The 18,857-nt window shown below is 36.6% G+C and carries 15 protein-coding genes, 1 pseudogene and 1 riboswitch; of the genes and pseudogenes, 2 read left to right on the top strand and 14 right to left on the bottom strand.

The features are described from left to right. Positions 1 to 111: 111 nt before the first annotated feature. The 11 genes and pseudogenes from eno to NE257_RS01980 form a co-directional block, all read right to left on the bottom strand. Positions 112 to 1,380, bottom strand: a complete 1,269-nt coding sequence (gene eno / locus NE257_RS02030) for a phosphopyruvate hydratase (protein ID WP_251885702.1) — start codon at positions 1,378 to 1,380, stop codon at positions 112 to 114. 66 nt (positions 1,381 to 1,446) lie between these two features. Then, positions 1,447 to 1,505: riboswitch (Fluoride riboswitch) on the bottom strand. 54 nt (positions 1,506 to 1,559) lie between these two features. After that, positions 1,560 to 2,363, bottom strand: a complete 804-nt coding sequence (locus NE257_RS02025; protein ID WP_251885701.1) for a metallophosphoesterase family protein — start codon at positions 2,361 to 2,363, stop codon at positions 1,560 to 1,562. Then, entirely contained in the window at positions 2,341 to 3,465 is a 1,125-nt protein-coding gene (locus tag NE257_RS02020) for an ABC transporter ATP-binding protein (protein ID WP_251885700.1), read from the bottom strand. The genes NE257_RS02025 and NE257_RS02020 overlap by 23 nt, the downstream gene beginning before the upstream one ends. 9 nt (positions 3,466 to 3,474) lie before the next feature. After that, on the bottom strand, positions 3,475 to 4,293 hold the full coding sequence (locus tag NE257_RS02015; protein WP_251885699.1) for a carbohydrate ABC transporter permease: 819 nt from the start codon (positions 4,291 to 4,293) through the stop codon (positions 3,475 to 3,477). After that, complete coding sequence (locus NE257_RS02010; protein ID WP_251885698.1) at positions 4,283 to 5,164, bottom strand: carbohydrate ABC transporter permease; 882 nt, start codon at positions 5,162 to 5,164, stop codon at positions 4,283 to 4,285. The genes NE257_RS02015 and NE257_RS02010 overlap by 11 nt, the downstream gene beginning before the upstream one ends. Positions 5,165 to 5,232: 68 nt before the next feature. After that, positions 5,233 to 6,531 (bottom strand): ABC transporter substrate-binding protein, encoded by a 1,299-nt coding sequence (locus NE257_RS02005; protein ID WP_251885697.1) that lies wholly within the window; start codon positions 6,529 to 6,531, stop codon positions 5,233 to 5,235. A 213-nt stretch (positions 6,532 to 6,744) separates the two neighbouring features. Then, the gene (locus tag NE257_RS02000) at positions 6,745 to 7,815 is read right to left on the bottom strand and encodes a YncE family protein (RefSeq protein WP_251885696.1); all 1,071 of its coding nucleotides are present in this window, start codon (positions 7,813 to 7,815) and stop codon (positions 6,745 to 6,747) included. Positions 7,816 to 7,847: 32 nt separating this feature from the next. Continuing rightward, positions 7,848 to 9,137 carry a DUF2130 domain-containing protein gene (locus NE257_RS01995; RefSeq protein ID WP_251885695.1) on the bottom strand — a complete coding sequence of 430 codons (1,290 nt, stop codon included), beginning with the start codon at positions 9,135 to 9,137 and terminating at the stop codon, positions 7,848 to 7,850. A gap of 104 nt (positions 9,138 to 9,241) precedes the next feature. Then, positions 9,242 to 9,480: pseudogene (locus NE257_RS11725) on the bottom strand (hypothetical protein). Positions 9,481 to 9,638: 158 nt separating this feature from the next. Continuing rightward, positions 9,639 to 10,016: a phospholipase D-like domain-containing protein gene (locus NE257_RS01985; protein ID WP_251885693.1), complete on the bottom strand. Its 378-nt coding sequence runs from the start codon at positions 10,014 to 10,016 to the stop codon at positions 9,639 to 9,641. 71 nt (positions 10,017 to 10,087) lie between these two features. Continuing rightward, positions 10,088 to 13,147 (bottom strand): type I restriction endonuclease subunit R, encoded by a 3,060-nt coding sequence (locus NE257_RS01980; protein WP_251885692.1) that lies wholly within the window; start codon positions 13,145 to 13,147, stop codon positions 10,088 to 10,090. 157 nt (positions 13,148 to 13,304) lie between these two features. Here NE257_RS01980 and NE257_RS01975 point away from each other — a divergent pair, with 157 nt between their 5' ends. Continuing rightward, the gene (locus tag NE257_RS01975) at positions 13,305 to 13,841 is read left to right on the top strand and encodes a restriction endonuclease subunit S (RefSeq protein WP_338127560.1); all 537 of its coding nucleotides are present in this window, start codon (positions 13,305 to 13,307) and stop codon (positions 13,839 to 13,841) included. 27 nt (positions 13,842 to 13,868) lie between these two features. On the opposite strand, the gene NE257_RS01970 is transcribed toward NE257_RS01975, so the two are convergent. The 3 genes from NE257_RS01970 to NE257_RS01960 all read right to left on the bottom strand — a co-directional run bounded on the left by NE257_RS01970 (position 13,869) and on the right by NE257_RS01960 (position 17,644). Continuing rightward, positions 13,869 to 14,783 (bottom strand): site-specific integrase, encoded by a 915-nt coding sequence (locus NE257_RS01970; RefSeq protein ID WP_251885690.1) that lies wholly within the window; start codon positions 14,781 to 14,783, stop codon positions 13,869 to 13,871. 81 nt (positions 14,784 to 14,864) lie between these two features. Next, positions 14,865 to 16,040, bottom strand: a complete 1,176-nt coding sequence (locus tag NE257_RS01965) for a restriction endonuclease subunit S (protein ID WP_251885689.1) — start codon at positions 16,038 to 16,040, stop codon at positions 14,865 to 14,867. Further along, positions 16,037 to 17,644 carry a type I restriction-modification system subunit M gene (locus tag NE257_RS01960; protein ID WP_251885688.1) on the bottom strand — a complete coding sequence of 536 codons (1,608 nt, stop codon included), beginning with the start codon at positions 17,642 to 17,644 and terminating at the stop codon, positions 16,037 to 16,039. The genes NE257_RS01965 and NE257_RS01960 overlap by 4 nt, the downstream gene beginning before the upstream one ends. Positions 17,645 to 17,883: 239 nt before the next feature. Between NE257_RS01960 and NE257_RS01955 the strand changes: the two genes are divergently transcribed. Further along, positions 17,884 to 18,759 (top strand): hypothetical protein, encoded by an 876-nt coding sequence (locus tag NE257_RS01955; RefSeq protein ID WP_007208794.1) that lies wholly within the window; start codon positions 17,884 to 17,886, stop codon positions 18,757 to 18,759. The last annotated feature ends 98 nt before the right edge of the window (positions 18,760 to 18,857 follow it).

The raw sequence follows: 18,857 nt of genomic DNA, 5'->3' as shown, positions 1-18,857 counted from the left end.
ATTATACCCGAACAAGCAAAAGAATGCACTTTTGAGCCAGTCTTAGACGCTTCAACTTCCCAAAAAAGAAAGAGCTTTCCCTTCGAAAAGTTCTCTCTCGACTACATCGCTTTATTTTTTAGAGAAACGTGCCAAAGCAACTCCTTCGCCTAGCTCTTCTTCAATTCGCAAAAATTGATTGTATTTTTCGACCCGTTCACTACGCGCCATCGACCCCGTTTTAATTTGACCGGCATTCATTGCAACGGCAAAATCAGCGATGAAGGTATCCCCGGTCTCCCCTGAACGATGAGAAATCATCGTATTGTATCCATTTGCACGAGCTATCTTAATGGTTTCAATTGATTCCGTCACTGTACCAATTTGGTTCAATTTAATTAAGATAGCATTGCCAATTTTCTTTTCAATTCCTTCCCTAAAGATACTAGGATTTGTTACAAAAATATCGTCTCCGACTAATTGTATACTCGAACCCATCACTTCGGTTTGTTTTTTGAATCCATCCCAGTCATGTTCTGAAAAACCATCTTCGATCGAAACAATTGCTGGATATTTTTTTACCAATTCTTGATAGTAAGCTAACATTTCATCAGAAGATAGTTCTTTGCCTTCAAAGTGATACCGTTTTGTTTCATCAGAATAAAATTCGCTTGAGGCCGGATCCAAGGCAATGGCAATTTCTGTAGCTGGTTCATATCCTGCTGCTTGAATGGCTTGATAAAGCATGTCAATTGCCGCTTCGGTACTCGGTAATTTAGGAGCAAATCCACCTTCATCGCCAACTGCTGTTTCATACCCTTGTTCAGCTAATAATTTTTTCAATGTGTGGTACGTATTCGCTATTTTTTCAACACCATCTCTAAATGAAATCCGTTTTACTGGAGTAATCAAAAATTCTTGCACATCAATGCCTGAATCAGCATGAACCCCACCGTTGATAACATTAAAAAATGGTTGTGGTAACTGTAAATCCACCCCACCAAGATAACGATAAAGTGGAATGCCTTCACTCGCAGCCGCCGCACGTGCAACCGCCATTGAAACACCTAGAATAGCATTGGCACCTAACCTACCTTTATTTGGTGTACCATCAAGTGCAATCATAATGCGGTCAATTTCTGCTTGATTCAAGGGATTTTTTCCTTTTAATGCTTCATGAATCTCCGTATTGACGTTATTGACCGCTTTCGTGACTCCTTTTCCTTGCAAACGTGAGCCACCATCACGTAATTCAACTGCTTCTCGATCACCTGTTGATGCGCCAGAAGGAACTTCTGCTCTTCCAACCGTACCATCTGATAAGCGAACATCTGCCTCGACTGTAGGATTCCCTCTCGAATCAAAAATCTCTCTTGCTTTGACTTCTTCAATTGTGACCATACTTTCTTCCTCCTTTTGGAAACACGAAAAAACGCCTACCAAGCACTTATTTGCATCACAAATAAATACTCGGTAGGCGTCATCAGCATTTCGCGGTTATAGGGAACACCATCCCTTATTTACGCTTTCAGTCTAGCACAAAAGAATTGAAAAAGAAAAGAAGAACACTTTTCTACGAATTAAAAATTTCCTTCAAAGGGCTTAGCTAATTTCCCAATCACCGTTTGTTCTGGACAAATATAGTGATGATAAACAAAGAGCCCTTGATCTGTCAACGAACAAGAATTATACCCATTGCGATTTGTGAAAATGGATCTATCTGGGTATTCATCTACTCCAAATGACATTGCTTCAGCCATATATTGCATTTTGCCAGCATATGGCATAGTCGTGCCTTGATGAATATGCCCAACAAAAATTCCTATCACATCACTTTGACGTATCACATCTTCAAAACCAATTGGGACTTCTGTTGCTATGCCTGGTTCTTCCCAAGCAAGTGGATGATGTTGTAATAAAATGGTTCCTTTTGGAGCAGATTTCTTTAACCATTCAGTCAGTATATTCATTTGAGCAATAGAAATTTTTCCTTCGTGATGTTCTTCTTGAGCAGAATCCAAACTAATAATTCGTAAACCATCTTTCATTTGGTAAGACAGATAATCACCTTCTTCAGACCTATATACATCCATTCCCTCAAAGAATGAGTGTTGTCGGTCATGGTTTCCTCGACAAAAATAATATGGAATCTCCGGAACAATTTCTTGCCAAAATTGTTTAAACAACTCATAATCCTCTATTGATCCCTCGTGGACTAAGTCTCCAGTTATGATAGCAAATTCATACTCCTCCTCTTTTATTTGTTTCAAAAGATTGGCCAAATGAATCGTAGGATTATTATATTCATTAAACAACTCGTTCGTTAAGGAATTGGTAGTGTAATTCATTCGGATATGTGTATCAGATAGATGCAAAAATTTCATTCATACTCTCTCCTTCTTCTAATGTGAATGGATAACCAATATTCATCTGGTTGCTCTTTGAAAAGAAATGACAATTCTTCTGGTCTACCAAAAGATGGGCAGTATCGCCAATTTCCCAATGACTCTCTTCACTTAATGCAATGATTGTTGACTCTCCTAGATCAATAGTCAGAGCATAATTCTGACCGAGTAACTCTCGATAAATAACTTTACCTTGCAGGTCTCCTCCATGATTTACAAGTGTAAAGTGTTCCGGTCGAATGCCGAAAAGTAGATGGAATTCTCCTTTTTCAAGCAAGAACTTCCGCCATTCTTCTTTTAGAGTAAAAAATTGATTACCCACTATCAATTCGTTCGATCGAAGCTGTGCTTCTAAAATATTCATCCCTGGGGCACCAATAAATGTAGCTGAAAAAACATTCGTTGGTCGTAAATATACATTACGGGGTGTGTCGACCATCTGAATCATTCCTTCATTCAATAAAACGATACGATGAGCCATTGTCATCGCTTCAATTTGGTCATGTGTGACATATACAAATGTTTGTTGATACATTTCATGTATTTTTACTAGTTCCATCCGGGCATCTAAACGCAATCGGACATCCAAATTAGATAATGGCTCATCCAAAAGGAAATACTCTGAACGTTTAACTATTGCTCTTGCAAGTGCAACACGTTGACGCTGCCCTCCTGATAATTCTTTTGGTAGACGTGTTTGGTAAGGTTTCAAATCTAACATATCTAATGCCTCGTTAAGCCTTGTTTCAATTTCCCTTTTATCCAAGCGATTTGAACGTAAAGCAAATGTAATATTTTCATTTACTGACATGTGGGGATATAAAGCATAGTTTTGAAAAACCATTGCCATATCTCGTTCACCACAAGATACTTGATTTGCAAGTTTCCCATCTAAAAATAATTCACCATCTGTGATTTTTTCAAGTCCAGCTATCATTCGCAGTAAAGTGGACTTACCAGAACCAGAGGGACCTAGCAAAACAATTCGTTCACCTGCTTTAATCGTTAGATCTATCCCTGCTAAAATAATTAAATCATCATATTTTTTAACTATATTTGATAATTGAATAACTTTTCCCATAAATCTCTCCTATTTTATCCCTGCAGAAACAAAGGTTCCAATAATGTATTTTTGAAAAATAATATAAAGTATCAGCGGCACCATCATTGTAATCAAACTGATAGCCATCGCCACTGTAAAATTTGTACCACCCTCTGAGCTAATGTACGTTTGCATTGCTAACGGTAAAGTATAGTGGTCAATTGATTTTAAAATTAAAACAGGCCAAACAAATTCATTCCACGAAGTAATAAAAAACCATATTCCAGTTGACGTAATTGCATGACGTGTTAGTGGAAAAATAATTGATTGCATAATATCGCGCTGCGAAACTCCATCCAATTCAGCTACTTCGAGTAAAGATTTGGGAATTCCCCTCATTGTTTGAGTCAATAAAAAAATTCCCATTGCATCTGCAAACTGGGGTAAAATAACACCCCAAGAAGTATCAATCAACTGCAACTTGCTCATCAACAAATAGTTTGGAATCATTGATACTGTGAATGGGATGAACATTGTTGCAATAATTAATAAAAACCAGATCCGTTTAAATTTGATTTGATAATAGGTAAAAGCATATGCTGCAAAAAATGATAGAACCAATTTCACAACAGTAATCACCGTAGCAATGAAAAAAGTGTTCCAAGTAATTTGTAACAGTGGCAAATTTTCAAAGAGATAACTAAAATTATGAAACGTAAAAGGCGTGGGAATCAAACTCAAAATTGTATGATACGCTTCTTTCAACGGTTTGAACGAATTTGCTAAAATAAATAGCAAAGGATAAAAAATACCTAACAAAATTAGGATAAAGAGAAAATGTACCCATAGAGTTTTTTTAATTTTCATAATAAACTCCCTTTTCAATGAATTTAAAAGTACATACTAAAATAACTAGGAAAATCAGTAAAGTAATCACAGAAATCGCTGAAGCCTCTCCTACTTTATACATTTCAAAAGCCTTTTGATAGGTGTAATAAATAAGATTCGAACTACCATTATTAGGTCCACCTTTTGTAATGATTTTGATCGGTGTAAAGACATATTGAAGCCCTTGAACAATAGTCATAATGAACAAATAAATACCTGTCGAACTACTTAATGGTAAAATCAACTGTAAAAATATCCGCCAAATCGGAATCCGATCCAGCTTAGCTGCTTCAATCATTTCACGGTCAATTCCAGCGATTGCTGCGTAAATGACTATAAAATTGTAACCGAAAACTTTCCAAGTTGTAATTAGTGCAATGATACTAATGACCCAACCATTTAAATTAGTCCACATCGGCATAGTAATTCCGACTAACTTTAAAACAATCGCAACCGGACCAGACACAGGATTCAGAATCCAAGTAAAAACCATTGAAGCAACCACTAAAGAAATCACAGCTGGTACAAAGAAAATAGGCTTATAAAACTCTTTTCCTTTTTGAATCACAATATCCATTAAAAAAGATACGATATAGGGAAAAAGACAACTAAAAAGAACAAATAAAATAGTATAAAGCAACGTGTTAAGTAAAACCTTCTGGAATACTGGCTCACTTAAAATTTTCTGATAATTCGCCAAGCCCACAAACTGTTTGTTTGGTGAAACCATATTCCATTTGAAAAAGCTTAAGTAGATTGTGTAAATCAGCGGATAAATAACAAAAATAATCAATACTAATGCTGCAGGCAACAAGTAAAAATATCCGCGCCAAGATGCATCTTTTCTCATCCAAAAACTCCCTTATAACAAATAAATAATGCACGCAAAAACCGCAATTTTTGCGTGCTATTCTCCCATTATTTCAACAAGTCATTGATTTCACTTTGCGTATCTTTCATTGTCTTAGTGACATCACTGCCTGACAAGATTTTATCACGCATATCTAACAGTTTTTGTTCTGCTTCTAAACCTGCATCACCGGGGAAAGAACTCCAACTAACCATGCCATCCATTTGTTCAATAGCAGGCTGCATCATTGTATTTTCTTCTAGAAATTTTTTCAAACCTTTTTCAGATGTCGCTACATCTTTACGGGGCGGAACATAACCAGTCCCTTTTGTCCATTCAGCCATTGATTCAACACTGTAAAGATACTTTAAAAAATCCCAAGTTGCAGTCTTCTTATCCTTATCTTTCGATGTTACTGCTAACATTGCTCCACCTGCAGGCAATTTCGCTTCTTTTCCCTTCCAAGAAGGTGATTTTACAGCATTCACTTCGAATTTTGCATTTGATTGTACATTATTGCGTTGAGCAATGGTTGTATAGAGCATCCCTACTTTTCCGTCGATAAAGCTTTGCACTCCTTGGTCCCAACTAATATGCAAGGCGGATTGATCTTTCACTATCATATCTTGATAAAGTTGGTATGCTTGAATACCCTCAGAGGAAGCAAATGTTGCTTTTCCTTTAGTAATGACAGTTGCTCCATTACTTTCAAGCAGGGCTTGTTGTGCCCAACTATCTGCAGGTTCTTGCATGTAAAAACCATATTTTCCTGTTTTGTCTTTAATGGTTTTTGCATAAGTTTCTAGTTCTTCCCATGTCTGAGGCCCCTTTTCATTAAGACCAGCTTCTTTTAATACATCTTCATTCAGATAAAGTACAGGATTACTCAATGAATAAGGGATTCCAATATACTTGCCATCTAATTTTGCCAAATCCATTATATTGCTTAAAAAATACTTATCAAAATAGTCCGATTGCTTAGGTTCAACTTCCTTAACCAACTCGGTGGGATCAGTGTATTGAAAATTTTCTGCAAAATAATCCTTAAATGCCCAACCAACTTGTACGACATCTGGAACCGTATTTGATGCTACAGCAGCCTGTAAATTTTGCATTAATCCCTTGTACATGTCAGGATTAAATTTCGCTACAACTTTTACTTTACTTTGGGACTTGTTATAGTCATCAACCAATTGAGTAACCGTTTTTCCTCCCTGAGTATCAGCATTAACATGCCAGTATTCAATGGTTACTGGCTTTGAATCATCCGCAGCCTTCGCTTCTGAGGAATTATTTGTATTTCCACAACCTGCAGTTCCCAGTACACCCAATGTTGCAAAAAAAGAAAGCCAAACTTTTTTCTTCATTTTTATCCTCCGTAACAATTATATTGGGATCCTTCGTTTCCCGCTATTTAGTTTAGGCTACCAATGTTAGTTATCTATATTGATTGGGAAAATCTTTTGTAAAGTTTGATTATTCTCGATTTTTTTCTATACATTTTGTAAAATTTACGTAAAAAAAATAGCCTATATGGCTATTTTCTCTACAAAGCTACTGAAATGCATCGAATAGTAGGATTACCTACCCTCATCTATCATGGACAAATCCAATCGCAAAACACGGTCTACTTTTTCAACATCAAACTCATTGCGAAAACGTTGCGTAGCAGATTCAAATAAAACATACAAGGACGAACCAGAAGCGTAGATTTGCTCCATATATGGAGGCGCCTCAATTTCTTTTATAACATCCTTTTTTAAAAAATAATCGTCTTTGGTGTCCTTATAAATGAGAATTTTTGAATGCTGTTTGCCAAAGGATTGGGAAAACAAAATGGTATCTTTGTAAAAGGTCACCCCTTGTATTTTCTGAGGGATGGGGATTGGTTCCGGTGTATCATCCAATAAGCGAATTTTCTGAATAGAAGTTGCATTGATTTTCCCTTTTTGGTCAATCTCATACTTGTATAACCTTCCCTCATGTCGCTGTGAAAAATCTCCAACAAACAGGGCATCCTCCTTGTATCCAATAAACGAAGCCCTTGATAATTCTGGCAATTCAATGGTTTGTGTATAGGCAATTGGCTTCTTCTCCTCATGCAATTGATACCGCTCCAAAGTAGATAGAGCAATCGCCGATACTCGAGCGTGTTTCCCGCCGTGCACATCATTGGCTATCCAAATATTTTGATTTACACTATCATAAACAATGCCGCCAACATGTGGATTGCCATCAAGGACAACAGTTTTGATATAGCGATGTGTATGTTTATCTAAGACAAAAATGACTGAATGATATTGTGGATCATAGCTATAACAGCTGATGAGAAGGTAATCTTCAGTCATGGTCACTCCTTGTGGGTCCATCGAAGTACTGACAGCCAGTTTCCCTTGTTGGTTCATCGCTAGCGTCTCCGCTTCAACCAATCCTGGAACAATGTAACTACCTTTTTCTTTGGTTGTTGTAGAAAAAGCGAGTGAATAGAACTCTGGCAATCTTTTCAATACTTCTTTTTGCTCCTTTAATGAATACAAGGTAGGTGTGGTATTGGTCTTTTGTTGGGTTTCCGTAGGTGTCTTGGTCGTACAACCCGTTACAATAAGAACGAAAATCAAACCCAGACAACCAATCATCCATTTTCGTTTCATATACACTCCTTCTGCCTTACAACCTACCCACACTATTTCTCCAATGAATCAAATTTTTCTTTCATTGTGGGATTATTTTTCACAAGTTTTTTGACTGTCAAATCGTCTGCTTTATTATTGGCTAAGCGAAGATTATTTTCCGATGACAACAGTGCGTCTTTCGTTTTTTGTAAATGCGTAATGGTCTTGTCGATTTCATCGATAGCCGTTTGAAATTTGCGACTAGCAAGCTCGTAATTTTTTGCAAAACCAGTCTTAAACGCCGTAAGTTCTTCTTCAAAATTGGTGATATCAATATTTTGCTCACGCATTAATGCAACTTCTTGCTTGTATTGTAATGAATTCATCGCTGCATTTCGTAGCAAGGTAATAATTGGAATAAAGAATTGGGGGCGGATGACATACATTTTTTCATACTCATACGAAACATCCACAATCCCAGTGTTGTACAATTCATTGTCTGCTTCCAGCATCGTGACAAGAATGGCATATTCACACTGCTTTTCGTTACGATCTTTATCCAACTCTTTGAAAAAGTGTTCATTCTTTTTCTTCGTAGCTGTTTCATCGCCTTCATTTTTCATCTCAAACATGATGGAAATAATCTCTGTGCCTCGTTCATCAAATTCGCGATAAATATAATCGCCCTTGCTCCCCGTGCGTGCATCATTATCTTTTCCAAACTGCGCACGTGGAAAAGCTGTCGTACGTAGCCGATTAAACTCTATTTCGCAGTGTTGTTCCAGACTTTCTCCCACCATTTTGGTCGATTGTTTTGCTTTAAAATCCTTGTAAAAAGCAATAGTCTCTTCTTTTTGTTTTAATTCCATTTCATATTTTTGGTGAATCGCAGTCTTTTCTAGTTCTGTTTCTTTTTCTTGTAATTGGAGTTTGGTTTGCAAAGCTGCAATTTCCTGTTCTTTGTGCGCATTGGCTTCTAGTAATTGCACATTGCTCGCATTTTCCAGTTCTTTGATTTTTGAATGCAGCGTAGCAATTTCTCGCTCTTTTAGCGAGAGCTCTTCCACCTTGGACTTTTCAACCTCACTCTTCAGCAACTCTTTTTCACTTGCAAAGGCCGTGATTGTGTGTTTTAATTCTAGAATTTCTTGTTCTTTTTGTGAAAGCTTTTTGTCCAATGCGCTGGCTGCCTTTTCTTCAGCCAATGCCAATTCACTTCGATGTTGTTGAGAAATTTGTTCGAGTTTTTCATGAATCTCTTCGGTAAATTCTTTTGTCCGTACTTGATTTAAAATTTCCGCATAACTTGCTTCATCGATGGTAAATTCTTTGCCACAATTGGGACATTTCAGTTGATGCATGCACAATTCCTCCTTGTGTTTTGGTGTGGGTGGATCATTTTTTCAATCATACGTCTAGTTTTAAAGTACCAGAAAGAAAATAAAAAATCCTGTCTTCTTCAATATTAATAACTTTTCCGATAAATACCTTTTCCAACAAATTCTATAATACCCAAATCTCTCAAATTTTGTAATACTTGACGCATTTTTCCTCGATATGTTGATTTTTTGGATGTAAAATTTGCATTTGCGACTTATATTGATACACATCTGCCAAAGTAAAGTCATCATCTTGAATTTCTATCAATTCAAAAATTTCTTGTTTCCACCCACTTAATTGGGTTCTTATGGCCTCTTCTTTCATTAATAAATTTGTAGGCGAATCTTCAGACACTACTGTTGTCAAATACGTTGGCTTTAGTGTTTGTTGAAATTTCATTAGCTCTGATAACCACTCTTGTTTTATTTCATTGGTTAATGGGTCATGGTAAATGGCCTCAATGTCATTTACAAGTTTGGCAATCAACTGTTGATCACATTAAACAGCACACCACATTCCAAGTTGCTGTGAAGTCCACCATTTGTCAAATTAGCTGAAGTAACAATGCCATACTTTCTATCAAAAAGATAAATTTTTGCATGTAACGTCGCATACCCAAAAAGTCGGCCATTTTCTCCTAACCAAGTAGATAATGCCTCAGTGTCCAAAGACTGAGACAGAATATTTCTTAAAGATGGATTGGTCACTAAAGAAAGTTTAGTAGCTGCTTTTTTGTATGAAAGTAGTGATTTAATGGCATCCGTCTTTACATAAGGTGAAACACACTCTATTGACTGAGTGGCGGAACTAGTTAAATCCATCAACTTTTCATAATGATTTCTTTTTAACAACTCCAACATATCGAATCTTCTCCTAGTCAAATTTAATCGGATAACCGAGCATCTTGATCAAGCAGTCTTCCTATTATCTTCTACCTCTTCCGAAAAGGCAAAATCTCTTCCTTAACGACCTCGTTCAAATTTTGAATCATTGAACGTCCGTACTTTAATTTCGTAACCGGATTATCATTTGCTTCACGGTAGGCTTGATAATTGCCAGTTTTTTTCAATTCATTTTCACCCGGTTGCTTCTCATTTTTCTCATTAAAATTGGAAACCACATAAGCAACTTCCTCTTCATCAACATGCCAAAAATCCGCAAACCCCTTGATAACGGTTGTCTCCTGTTTTTGAATAACATCTTCTAGAACATTTGACACATTTTGATCGCGATATGCTTCAGGATTCTCTAAAATATTCGCCCAAATTTCTTGCAATACTTCAGCTAATTTAGGATTATTTTTCCGCAAAGTTTCAATGTATTTGTTGATTTCAGCCGTTGCTTTCTGATCTTCTTTTTGTAACAATTCATACTCATCATCGCCAGAAGGTACAAAAGCCTGAATTAACATCAAGATATATTCGTAGTTAATTTCTTCTGTATTTACCGACTCTAGTTCATAAGCAATATCTACCTCAACCTCATCAGGATCTGGGTCGATATCTATTCTGATTATTTCAATTGCATTTTCATATTTTCCACGATACGCCTCATATTCTTTAGGGTTAAAAGGAAATTCATTTCCCATCATGTCCATATCAAATTCAGAATATACTTGAACTGCTGCGTAAGCTTTGTCAAATTGTTGAAATGCTTTAATGAATTTCTTTAATTCTCCTTGATTCATTCCTTCCAGATTCAATTCTTTGGGGTTTGAAACAAGCTCTTTTAATTCCATAATTGTCTCCGAAAAAGAAGTGGCAGATTCCTGCCAACTTGGCGCCAACACTTCATTTTGTCCCCCATTGGAATAAAGAATAAGTGCCTCTTTCACCTTTTCCTCAAATGTTTTAGGCGCTTGAAAAGTAACAATTTGACCATACTTTTTATACTTGTCAAATAAACGATTGGTCCGCGAAAAAGCCTGAATTAAGTCGTGTGGTTTCATTGGTTGTCGATCAATAAATAACGTTGATAAACATGGTGCATCAAACCCTGTCAATAAGCGGTCTACAACAATAACTAAATCCAATTGTTCGGAACGCACCAAATATTTTTCTTTTTTACGAGCTAGTCGATCATTTACATTGCGATTGTATGCACGCATTGTCTCAATTGTAAAATTTGTTCCAAACTCTTGATTATAAAGTGCTATCGCCTTTTTCATTTCATCTTGATTCGCTATTGAAGCTTCCTCATTTTCAGAAATCGAATATGTAATAGCCACTTTAGGAAAGTCCGGCAACACACGCTTTACTTCTTTATCTATGACAATGCTACTTTCACCATTTTTAACAGATTGAAACAAGGCAAAATACTTTTGGGCTTGTGCAATCGAACTAGTCGTTAAAATGGCATCATACGTTTGCCCAACACCTTTCATAAAGCCCAATTTATTCCTAGATTTATTTACAATTGAACGAACAACCTCTAGCATGTGTTCTTCTTTTAAATAAATATTTTTAGGCAAACGCGCCTCTTTATCAGGAATCGACCAATCTGCAATAGCAAGTTCATTTTTAGATTCTAATTGGGCAACAATACAATCCAAATCATCTTGCGCAAAGGTGGACTTATACTCCACCTGAAATCCCAAAACAGCCCTATCATGGATGGCTTCTTTCACTGTGTATTCATGAAGGCAATCCCCATATTGTTGTGCAGTAGTTCGTGGTAAATCACCAACAACTGTTTTGGCATTTTCTTTAAAAATAGGTGTTCCTGTAAAGCCATACCACAAGGAATAGATGAAGAATTCTTCAATTTCTCTTTTTTTCGCTGGACTAACTGCACGGTGGCATTCATCGACAACAAACGCTACTTTTAAGTTCACCAGCTTTTCATATTGTTTGGACTTTTCTTGCTGAACAAAACGCTTCATGACGAAATTTAATTTTTGAATAGTGGTCACAACAACTGTACGATCATCGGACAATAACTTTTTGATTAAATCGTTCACGTTATCCGTTTCATCAATTTCGATTACATCATTTTCTGCATAAGAAGTAAATGAATTCGTTGTTTGTTGATCCAAATCGACACGATCCACGATAAAAATCGTTTTTTGCAATGAAGGAATTTGCAAAAGATTTCGCGCCACTTTATAGGAAGTTAATGTTTTCCCCGAACCTGTTGTATGCCAAACAAAACCAGATTTTTGCCGTTTGGATGCTTCTTTCACCTGCTCAATTGCATGAATTTGATATGGACGTAATAAAATTAATGCACGTTTTTCGTTGTCCAATACGGTGTACTGTGTAACCATTTTATGCGCCATTGGAATGGACAGTACTTCCCTCGCAAATTCCAAGTAATCCGTCACAGGTTGATTTTCTTGATCGACCCATTTGGTTAAGAATTGCTCATTTAATTTCGTATCCTGTGCAGCAGCAATGTAACGTGAATCTGAACCATTTGATACAACAAACATCTGTACAGTTGAGTAGATACCAGTAAATTTCCCTTCTCGAACGTATTTTTTGATTTGTCGAAACGCATCCATATACGAATGTGATCGATTTTTTAATTCTATATGAATCATTGGCAAACCATTAATTAACAAAGTAACGTCAAAGCGGCGATTGGCATCCTCCATGACTCGTTTTGAAGACACGAACTGATTGATGACCTCATAAGAAGAAATTCCTCCCGCCACATCTTGTCGGTTAATAACCCGCAACCGAATAGTACCTAGCGTTGCATCCTGTCTTTGAACTTGCACCTTAGCAATACCATTTTCACCAACTAGCCAATTTGAAGCTTCATAAAAACTACCAAATGATAGTTGATTTTTAATTTGACGAAACTCTTGTTCCGATAATGGGACTTCTCCAAGAACATCTTGATTGTTGCGTTCAAGTTTTAATTTAAAATTTTCCCACAGCTCTTCTTCTGTATGTAAATCATTTCGATAAACCCATTGCGAAGGTCCAGAAATTAGTTGCTGAATCAGTGTATCTTCCATTATTTGCTCGGCTGTCATTTGTGCCATTATTTCACCCACTTTTGTTATTTTATTTTTCAAAAAAATAGTTCTTATTATTGAAATCTTTTCATAAATATACATGATAAATCGGTTTCTCATCAAAAATTATAGCATAACTATCCGTTCATTTACGTATCATTGTGAAACAAATGATGATTGATTCATTAAAATTTATTGGGAAGAGCGTAAGTTGGGGGACGTAGCTCCCTTACGTGGCGGTTTTGCGTTCAAAAGCTCTGAATTCAGAAACACTGGTGTACCAATTGTTAGAATTTCAAATATTCTTTCCAGCGGTGAGGTAGGTGGAGCTTTTGCATATTATGATGAACAGGATAAGGATGACAAATATATTCTTCCAGATAAATCAGCAGTCTTAGCCATGTCAGGCGCAACAACAGGTAAGGTATCTATACTATCTCAAACTTCTCATGACAAGGTTTATCAAAATCAGCGAGTTGGTTATTTTCAATCCGTAGACTGTATCGACTATGACTTTATTTCCACAATCGTCCGTTCAGAATTATTCATGATGCAACTTGAGTCTGTTCTAGTTTCAGGTGCTCAACCAAATGTCTCGTCAAAAGAAATTGATTCGTTTGACTTTATGATTCCAAAATTAGTTCAAGAACAACAAAAAATCGGCTCATTTTTTAAACAGTTAGACAATACTATCACTCTTCATCAGCGAGAACTATTTTAACCTATTAAAATAACAAAAACCTACCTGTTAGAGACCAGATAGGTAGCGCATAATTTTATCATTGTCTTGATTTTCAAGTTCCTGAATAATGTGAAGATAGATTTGTTGAGTTGTGGTCATATTTGCGTGGCCCAGTCTACGTGCAACACTAGCAATTGACACACCAGCAAATAAAAGTAACGAAGCATGTGTATGTCGCAATCCGTGTACAGTAATGATTGGTATACCAGTCTTTTTACAATACCTCCTCAACAAATTATTGACCGTTGAATTAAATACTCTTTCCTTAACAAAGATTGGTTCATTGTCAGGTAGATCTTTAATTAACTGCGCAAACTGCATCCCCGTCTTCCAATCGATTGATACATGTCTTTTTGAAGAAGCATTTTTTGTACCCATGAATCCTCCCTCATTTGTTTTATAATTCCATGTTTTCGTCACTGAAATCGTTTGGTTAAAGAAATTAAAATCCTCTGGTGTAAGTGCTAACGCTTCTGAAAAGCGTAAGCCTGTTTTTGCTATCAAAAGAATCAACCAATCAAAGCTAACTTGCTCGGTTAATTCCAGTGAGTCTAATAATTTTTGCAAATCGAATTGATTCAAGTACTTATCCTTTTTTGGACGTGGTGTCTTGCCTTTAATAACTACTTTTCTTGTCGGATCTGAAATAATGATTCGTTCATCCAGCGCATCTCTTAGTGCCCCTTTTAATTGATGGTGAAAGTCTAACGTTGTCTGTTTTTCATGTGTCATTGCGTATTGATTTAACAAGCTTTGATATGACTTTCGATCTAAATCTTGTAAAAATAAATCGGGGACCAATTCCCGAACCCATTTCAAACTCATTTTATACTTAGCCAACGTAACATCTCTCACCGCTCCTACCTTGTATAACTCAATCCACTCCGCATAATACTCATAAAATTTCACCTGATTTTCCATAGAAAAACCTCCACATAATTTTTGACCGAAGTCCATTCATTATGTAGAGGATAGTATGAAATAATTCAATCTATTTTTCTTTTATACGAACATTTTTTGCAACATACTTTTTTTCATTGATTTTAATTCATCAATTTTACGCTGATGAAGAGCGATAGTATCATCTAGTTTTTTGAAAAATGAACCGATCTTAGCTTGCTCATCACTCCCTGGTACGCTAATCGTAAATACATTCAGAAAGTCTTTTTGGACGTGCGGTATATTAGGCGTCCGATAATTGTTATAGATATTATCCTGGTGACGTTTCAAATATTGGTAAACAAATTTTGAGTTAGCAGAGGTCCTGTAAGCCTTGAGTGTAGAGCCTAAGGCCCCTTCAAATCCATGATAAACAGTTCCTGCTTTTGATCCATCCCAAAGAATTAAAATATCATCTAATGTTACATCTTTAAGACCGTTAGTTAATATTGCTTGGCCACCATTCAACCTTGATGTATCAAGATATTCAACATCTCCCCGTGCTAATTTTTCAAATTGAGCCTTACCTTTTATCTGCTTTTCAACGACATCCTTTAACTTACGCTCTTCCCAATCATCATTGAAACCAGCAAATCGTATTTCCGGAATTATTTCACCATTTTTGGGAAACATTTTTTGTAAAAAGCCTTTTTTCTGTTCATTTAGTAGATTTAACTTACGCTGATGAAGAGAGATAGTATTATCCAATTTTTTGAAGAATGAACCGATTTTTTGTTGTTCTTCTAATTTTGGATATAAAAGATTTACTTGTTTTAGATCAGAGTTATGCAGATGAACTACAGATTTTCCTTGAGCTCTCTTCGACATTTCTTGTTGTTGAGATCCATTAGAAATAGTTAAAGCTAAAAAAATAGAATCAATATAATTTACTGGTTTAATTATATTTAAATCTCCACCTAAAATTAGACCTGATTTACCAACAACTGAAGCTCTAGAAATATCTTCTGAAGATTCTCCTGATGCAGGTACTATGACTTCAGATCCTTCACTAATTATTGAGTTATCTTTCTTATTTACAAATGTATCTACTTTCTCAATAACTGTTTCATATTTTGTATATAAGCGACCATATAAAATTATTGGATCTCCAAATTCGACTAAATCATTTTTTGTATATCCATTGCCTTTTGAAAAACTAGCTAATTCACCTAACTTACGCTCTTCCCACTCATCCTCGTATCCTTTAAATCTCACACTTGGCGTTTTGCTTGGATTCATTCAAGCCCACCTCCATGTAACAATTGTCGAAATTGCGCGAGTTCTTTTTCAATTTCTGGACTAGTTGAAACGAGTTCATCAAAGAGAGTGGCTAATTCTTTTTCTGCTTGAGCTAATGAGTCGTTAGTAGCGGCTATTTCTTGTGCCAATTCTCCTAAGTGAATCGGTTCCTCCTCTTCAAAGGTATCAACGTAACGTGGAATATTTAAATTAAAATCATTTTCTTTGATTTCATCAAATGTTGCTAGGTGGGAATATTTTTCGATAGATACTCTTTTTTTGTACGTATCAATAATAGCTTCAATATGATTTGGTTCTAATACGTTTTGATTTTTCCCCTTGGTAAAATCATTTGACGCGTCAATAAATAAGACATCTTGGTTTGGTCGGTTTTTCTTTAAGATAATGACGGTCGTAGGAATAGATGTACTAAAAAAGATATTCGCCGGTAAGCCAATGACGGTATCAATCGCCCCATTTCTTAACAAAATTTCTCGAATTTTACCTTCTGCATTTCCTCTAAATAAGACCCCGTGTGGCAAAACAATCGCCATCACACCAGATTCTTTTAAATGGTAGTAGCCATGTAGTAAAAAGGCAAAGTCTGCTTTAGATTTTGGGGCTAATACACCATACATTGAAAAGCGCGGATCATCTAAAAAGCCTTTTTCACCTGACCACTTGGCTGAATATGGGGGGTTCATGAGTACGGCATCGAAGTTGGTCGGCTCTTCAATCGGCCAATCTCCATCTAGCGTGTCCCCATTGCGTAAATGCTGATTGGCACTATCGACACCATGTAAAATCATATTCATTCTCGCCAAATTAAATGTCGATGTATTCAATTCTTGACCGAAATAATTAATAAATCCTTTTTCATTTGAAAAGCGTCTGACATTCAGTAATAGCGAGCCAGATCCCATTGTCGGATCGTAGACGGAGAAGCCTTTTTGGTCTTCCTTTCCATCAATAGCAATACGAGTCATTAACTCAGAGATAGGCTGTGGTGTATAGAATTCACCTGCTTTTTTGCCCGACTCTGATGCGAATTGACTAATTAAATACTCATAGGCATCGCCTAGTATATCCCCTTGATGTGCCAAATCTAAGTCGGCTAATTCTTTCATCACATTTGCGATGGTTTGATTTTGTTTTTGTGGAGTGGCTCCTAGTTTTTTCGAATACAAATCCACATCTTCAAATAAGTTCTCGAATAGCTCATTGCTTTGTTCGATATTTCGAAAACCTTGCGCCAAATCCTCTAGCTGGAATTTTCCTCGGTAGACATCGTGAACTAACGCTGTAAATGTTAGTGATGGTTCAATTAAATAAGAAAACTCATCCTTTAACGCATAAATCAAATCGTCTTTGACTTCTCCGTCGTCCATAGCCTTTGTGAAAATCACTTGTGCTTCTTCCAGGTCACTTGCGCTCTCCTCTAATATATCGACCGCAAAGACCAGCATTCTATCGGATAGATATTTATAAAAGACGATTCCTAATAAATAATTTTTGTACTCGTTGGCATCCATTTTTGATCGTAAGATATCTGCCGAACTCCATAAAGCTTGATATAGATTTTTTGAATTTTGATTGCTTACCACAGCTATCGCTCCTCTACAACGTATGTTTATATCTTTATTATCCTATTTTAGATATCATATTCCTAGAATTATTTTGCGTATTTCACGTATTTTTTAATTTACTAGGACAAGGGACTGACTTTCGTCAAGCATTCTGCTTCTCTCGCACCTTTCGTCACTCTGCCAATTGCTTCTAGCCGCTATTTTTCATGCGATCTTGTATAATAAATATATATTGACAAACTACTAGGAGGGTTCTTATGCCAAAAGTTGCGACCAATCAATCCAAACAAGATAAATTATACGAGCGGACCTTAAAAACAATCGGTGCGGTAGCAAAGTTGCCTATCATCCGCGTAAACCGCAAAAAATTTTTGAAAGAGCAGTTTGCAGGCTCACCTGATTTAGACAAAATTCTAAAATATGGACCGCAATCAGTCTATTCTTCGACGGATTTACGTCAAAAAGCGACAGAAATTATCAAAAGTAGTACAAAAAAAACATCTATAGCAAGTTTTGCGGCAGGGATGCCTTCTAACCCATTGATTATGTTAGCGGCTGGTAGTGCAGACGTGGCGCAATATTTTGCCTTTGCAATTAATATGGCGCAGCAGATTGCGTATTTATTTGGTGAGGAAGATTTGTTTACGAGTAAGACGGATGAGCTTTCAGAAGAAGCAAAGTTACGTATTATTGCCTATCTTGGTGTGATGTTTGGTGCTGGTGGTGCGGCCTTCTTGGTCTCGAAAGTATCTAAGCAAGCCGGTGAGCATTTAGGCCAACGCATCGCGACAAAGACTCTCAGTCAGACGACTTGGTTTCCATTAGTGAAGAAAGTCGGCGCCAAAATTGGCCAAAATATCACCCAGGAATCCGTCCAAAAGACTGTGACTAAGTCAGTGCCTATCATTGGTGGTGTCATTTCTGGCGGCTTGACGTATGTGACGTTCATTCCTATGGGTAATCGCTTGGCAGATGCCTTTGTCATGCACCTCGACGGGACGTTTGAAGATAGCCCGACGACACTGATGAAAAAGCAACACTTTCTCGATCGATTCAAACGACGCCAAAAACCAGCGAATGAAGTAATCGAAGGTGAATTCAAAGTACTACCCCTTGAAGAAGAAAAAGAATAGTATCCAAAAAGGTGTGACAAAAGCGATTAGCTCCGAGCAATCAATCAGAAATCGTAAAAATTGCTCCTCAAATTTTTTAAGAGTTTTGATTGATTGTC

The organism is Enterococcus italicus (genome assembly GCF_023743875.1).
Taxonomy (GTDB): Bacteria; Bacillota; Bacilli; order Lactobacillales; family Enterococcaceae; genus Enterococcus_G; species Enterococcus_G italicus.
The sequence above is the reverse complement of the archived record's forward strand: the minus strand, read 5'-3'. Positions and strand labels throughout refer to the sequence as shown.

What these genes read in the sequence shown, in the direction of transcription:
- eno (WP_251885702.1), bottom strand. Translation starts at nt 1,380, where the DNA reads ATGGTCACAATTGAAGAAGTCAAAGCAAGAGAGATTTTTGATTCGAGA.
- NE257_RS02025 (WP_251885701.1), bottom strand. Translation starts at nt 2,363, where the DNA reads ATGAAATTTTTGCATCTATCTGATACACATATCCGAATGAATTACACT.
- NE257_RS02020 (WP_251885700.1), bottom strand. Translation starts at nt 3,465, where the DNA reads ATGGGAAAAGTTATTCAATTATCAAATATAGTTAAAAAATATGATGAT.
- NE257_RS02015 (WP_251885699.1), bottom strand. Translation starts at nt 4,293, where the DNA reads ATGAAAATTAAAAAAACTCTATGGGTACATTTTCTCTTTATCCTAATT.
- NE257_RS02010 (WP_251885698.1), bottom strand. Translation starts at nt 5,164, where the DNA reads ATGAGAAAAGATGCATCTTGGCGCGGATATTTTTACTTGTTGCCTGCA.
- NE257_RS02005 (WP_251885697.1), bottom strand. Translation starts at nt 6,531, where the DNA reads ATGAAGAAAAAAGTTTGGCTTTCTTTTTTTGCAACATTGGGTGTACTG.
- NE257_RS02000 (WP_251885696.1), bottom strand. Translation starts at nt 7,815, where the DNA reads ATGAAACGAAAATGGATGATTGGTTGTCTGGGTTTGATTTTCGTTCTT.
- NE257_RS01995 (WP_251885695.1), bottom strand. Translation starts at nt 9,137, where the DNA reads ATGCATCAACTGAAATGTCCCAATTGTGGCAAAGAATTTACCATCGAT.
- NE257_RS01985 (WP_251885693.1), bottom strand. Translation starts at nt 10,016, where the DNA reads ATGTTGGAGTTGTTAAAAAGAAATCATTATGAAAAGTTGATGGATTTA.
- NE257_RS01980 (WP_251885692.1), bottom strand. Translation starts at nt 13,147, where the DNA reads ATGGCACAAATGACAGCCGAGCAAATAATGGAAGATACACTGATTCAG.
- NE257_RS01970 (WP_251885690.1), bottom strand. Translation starts at nt 14,783, where the DNA reads ATGGAAAATCAGGTGAAATTTTATGAGTATTATGCGGAGTGGATTGAG.
- NE257_RS01965 (WP_251885689.1), bottom strand. Translation starts at nt 16,040, where the DNA reads ATGAATCCAAGCAAAACGCCAAGTGTGAGATTTAAAGGATACGAGGAT.
- NE257_RS01955 (WP_007208794.1), top strand. Translation starts at nt 17,884, where the DNA reads ATGCCAAAAGTTGCGACCAATCAATCCAAACAAGATAAATTATACGAG.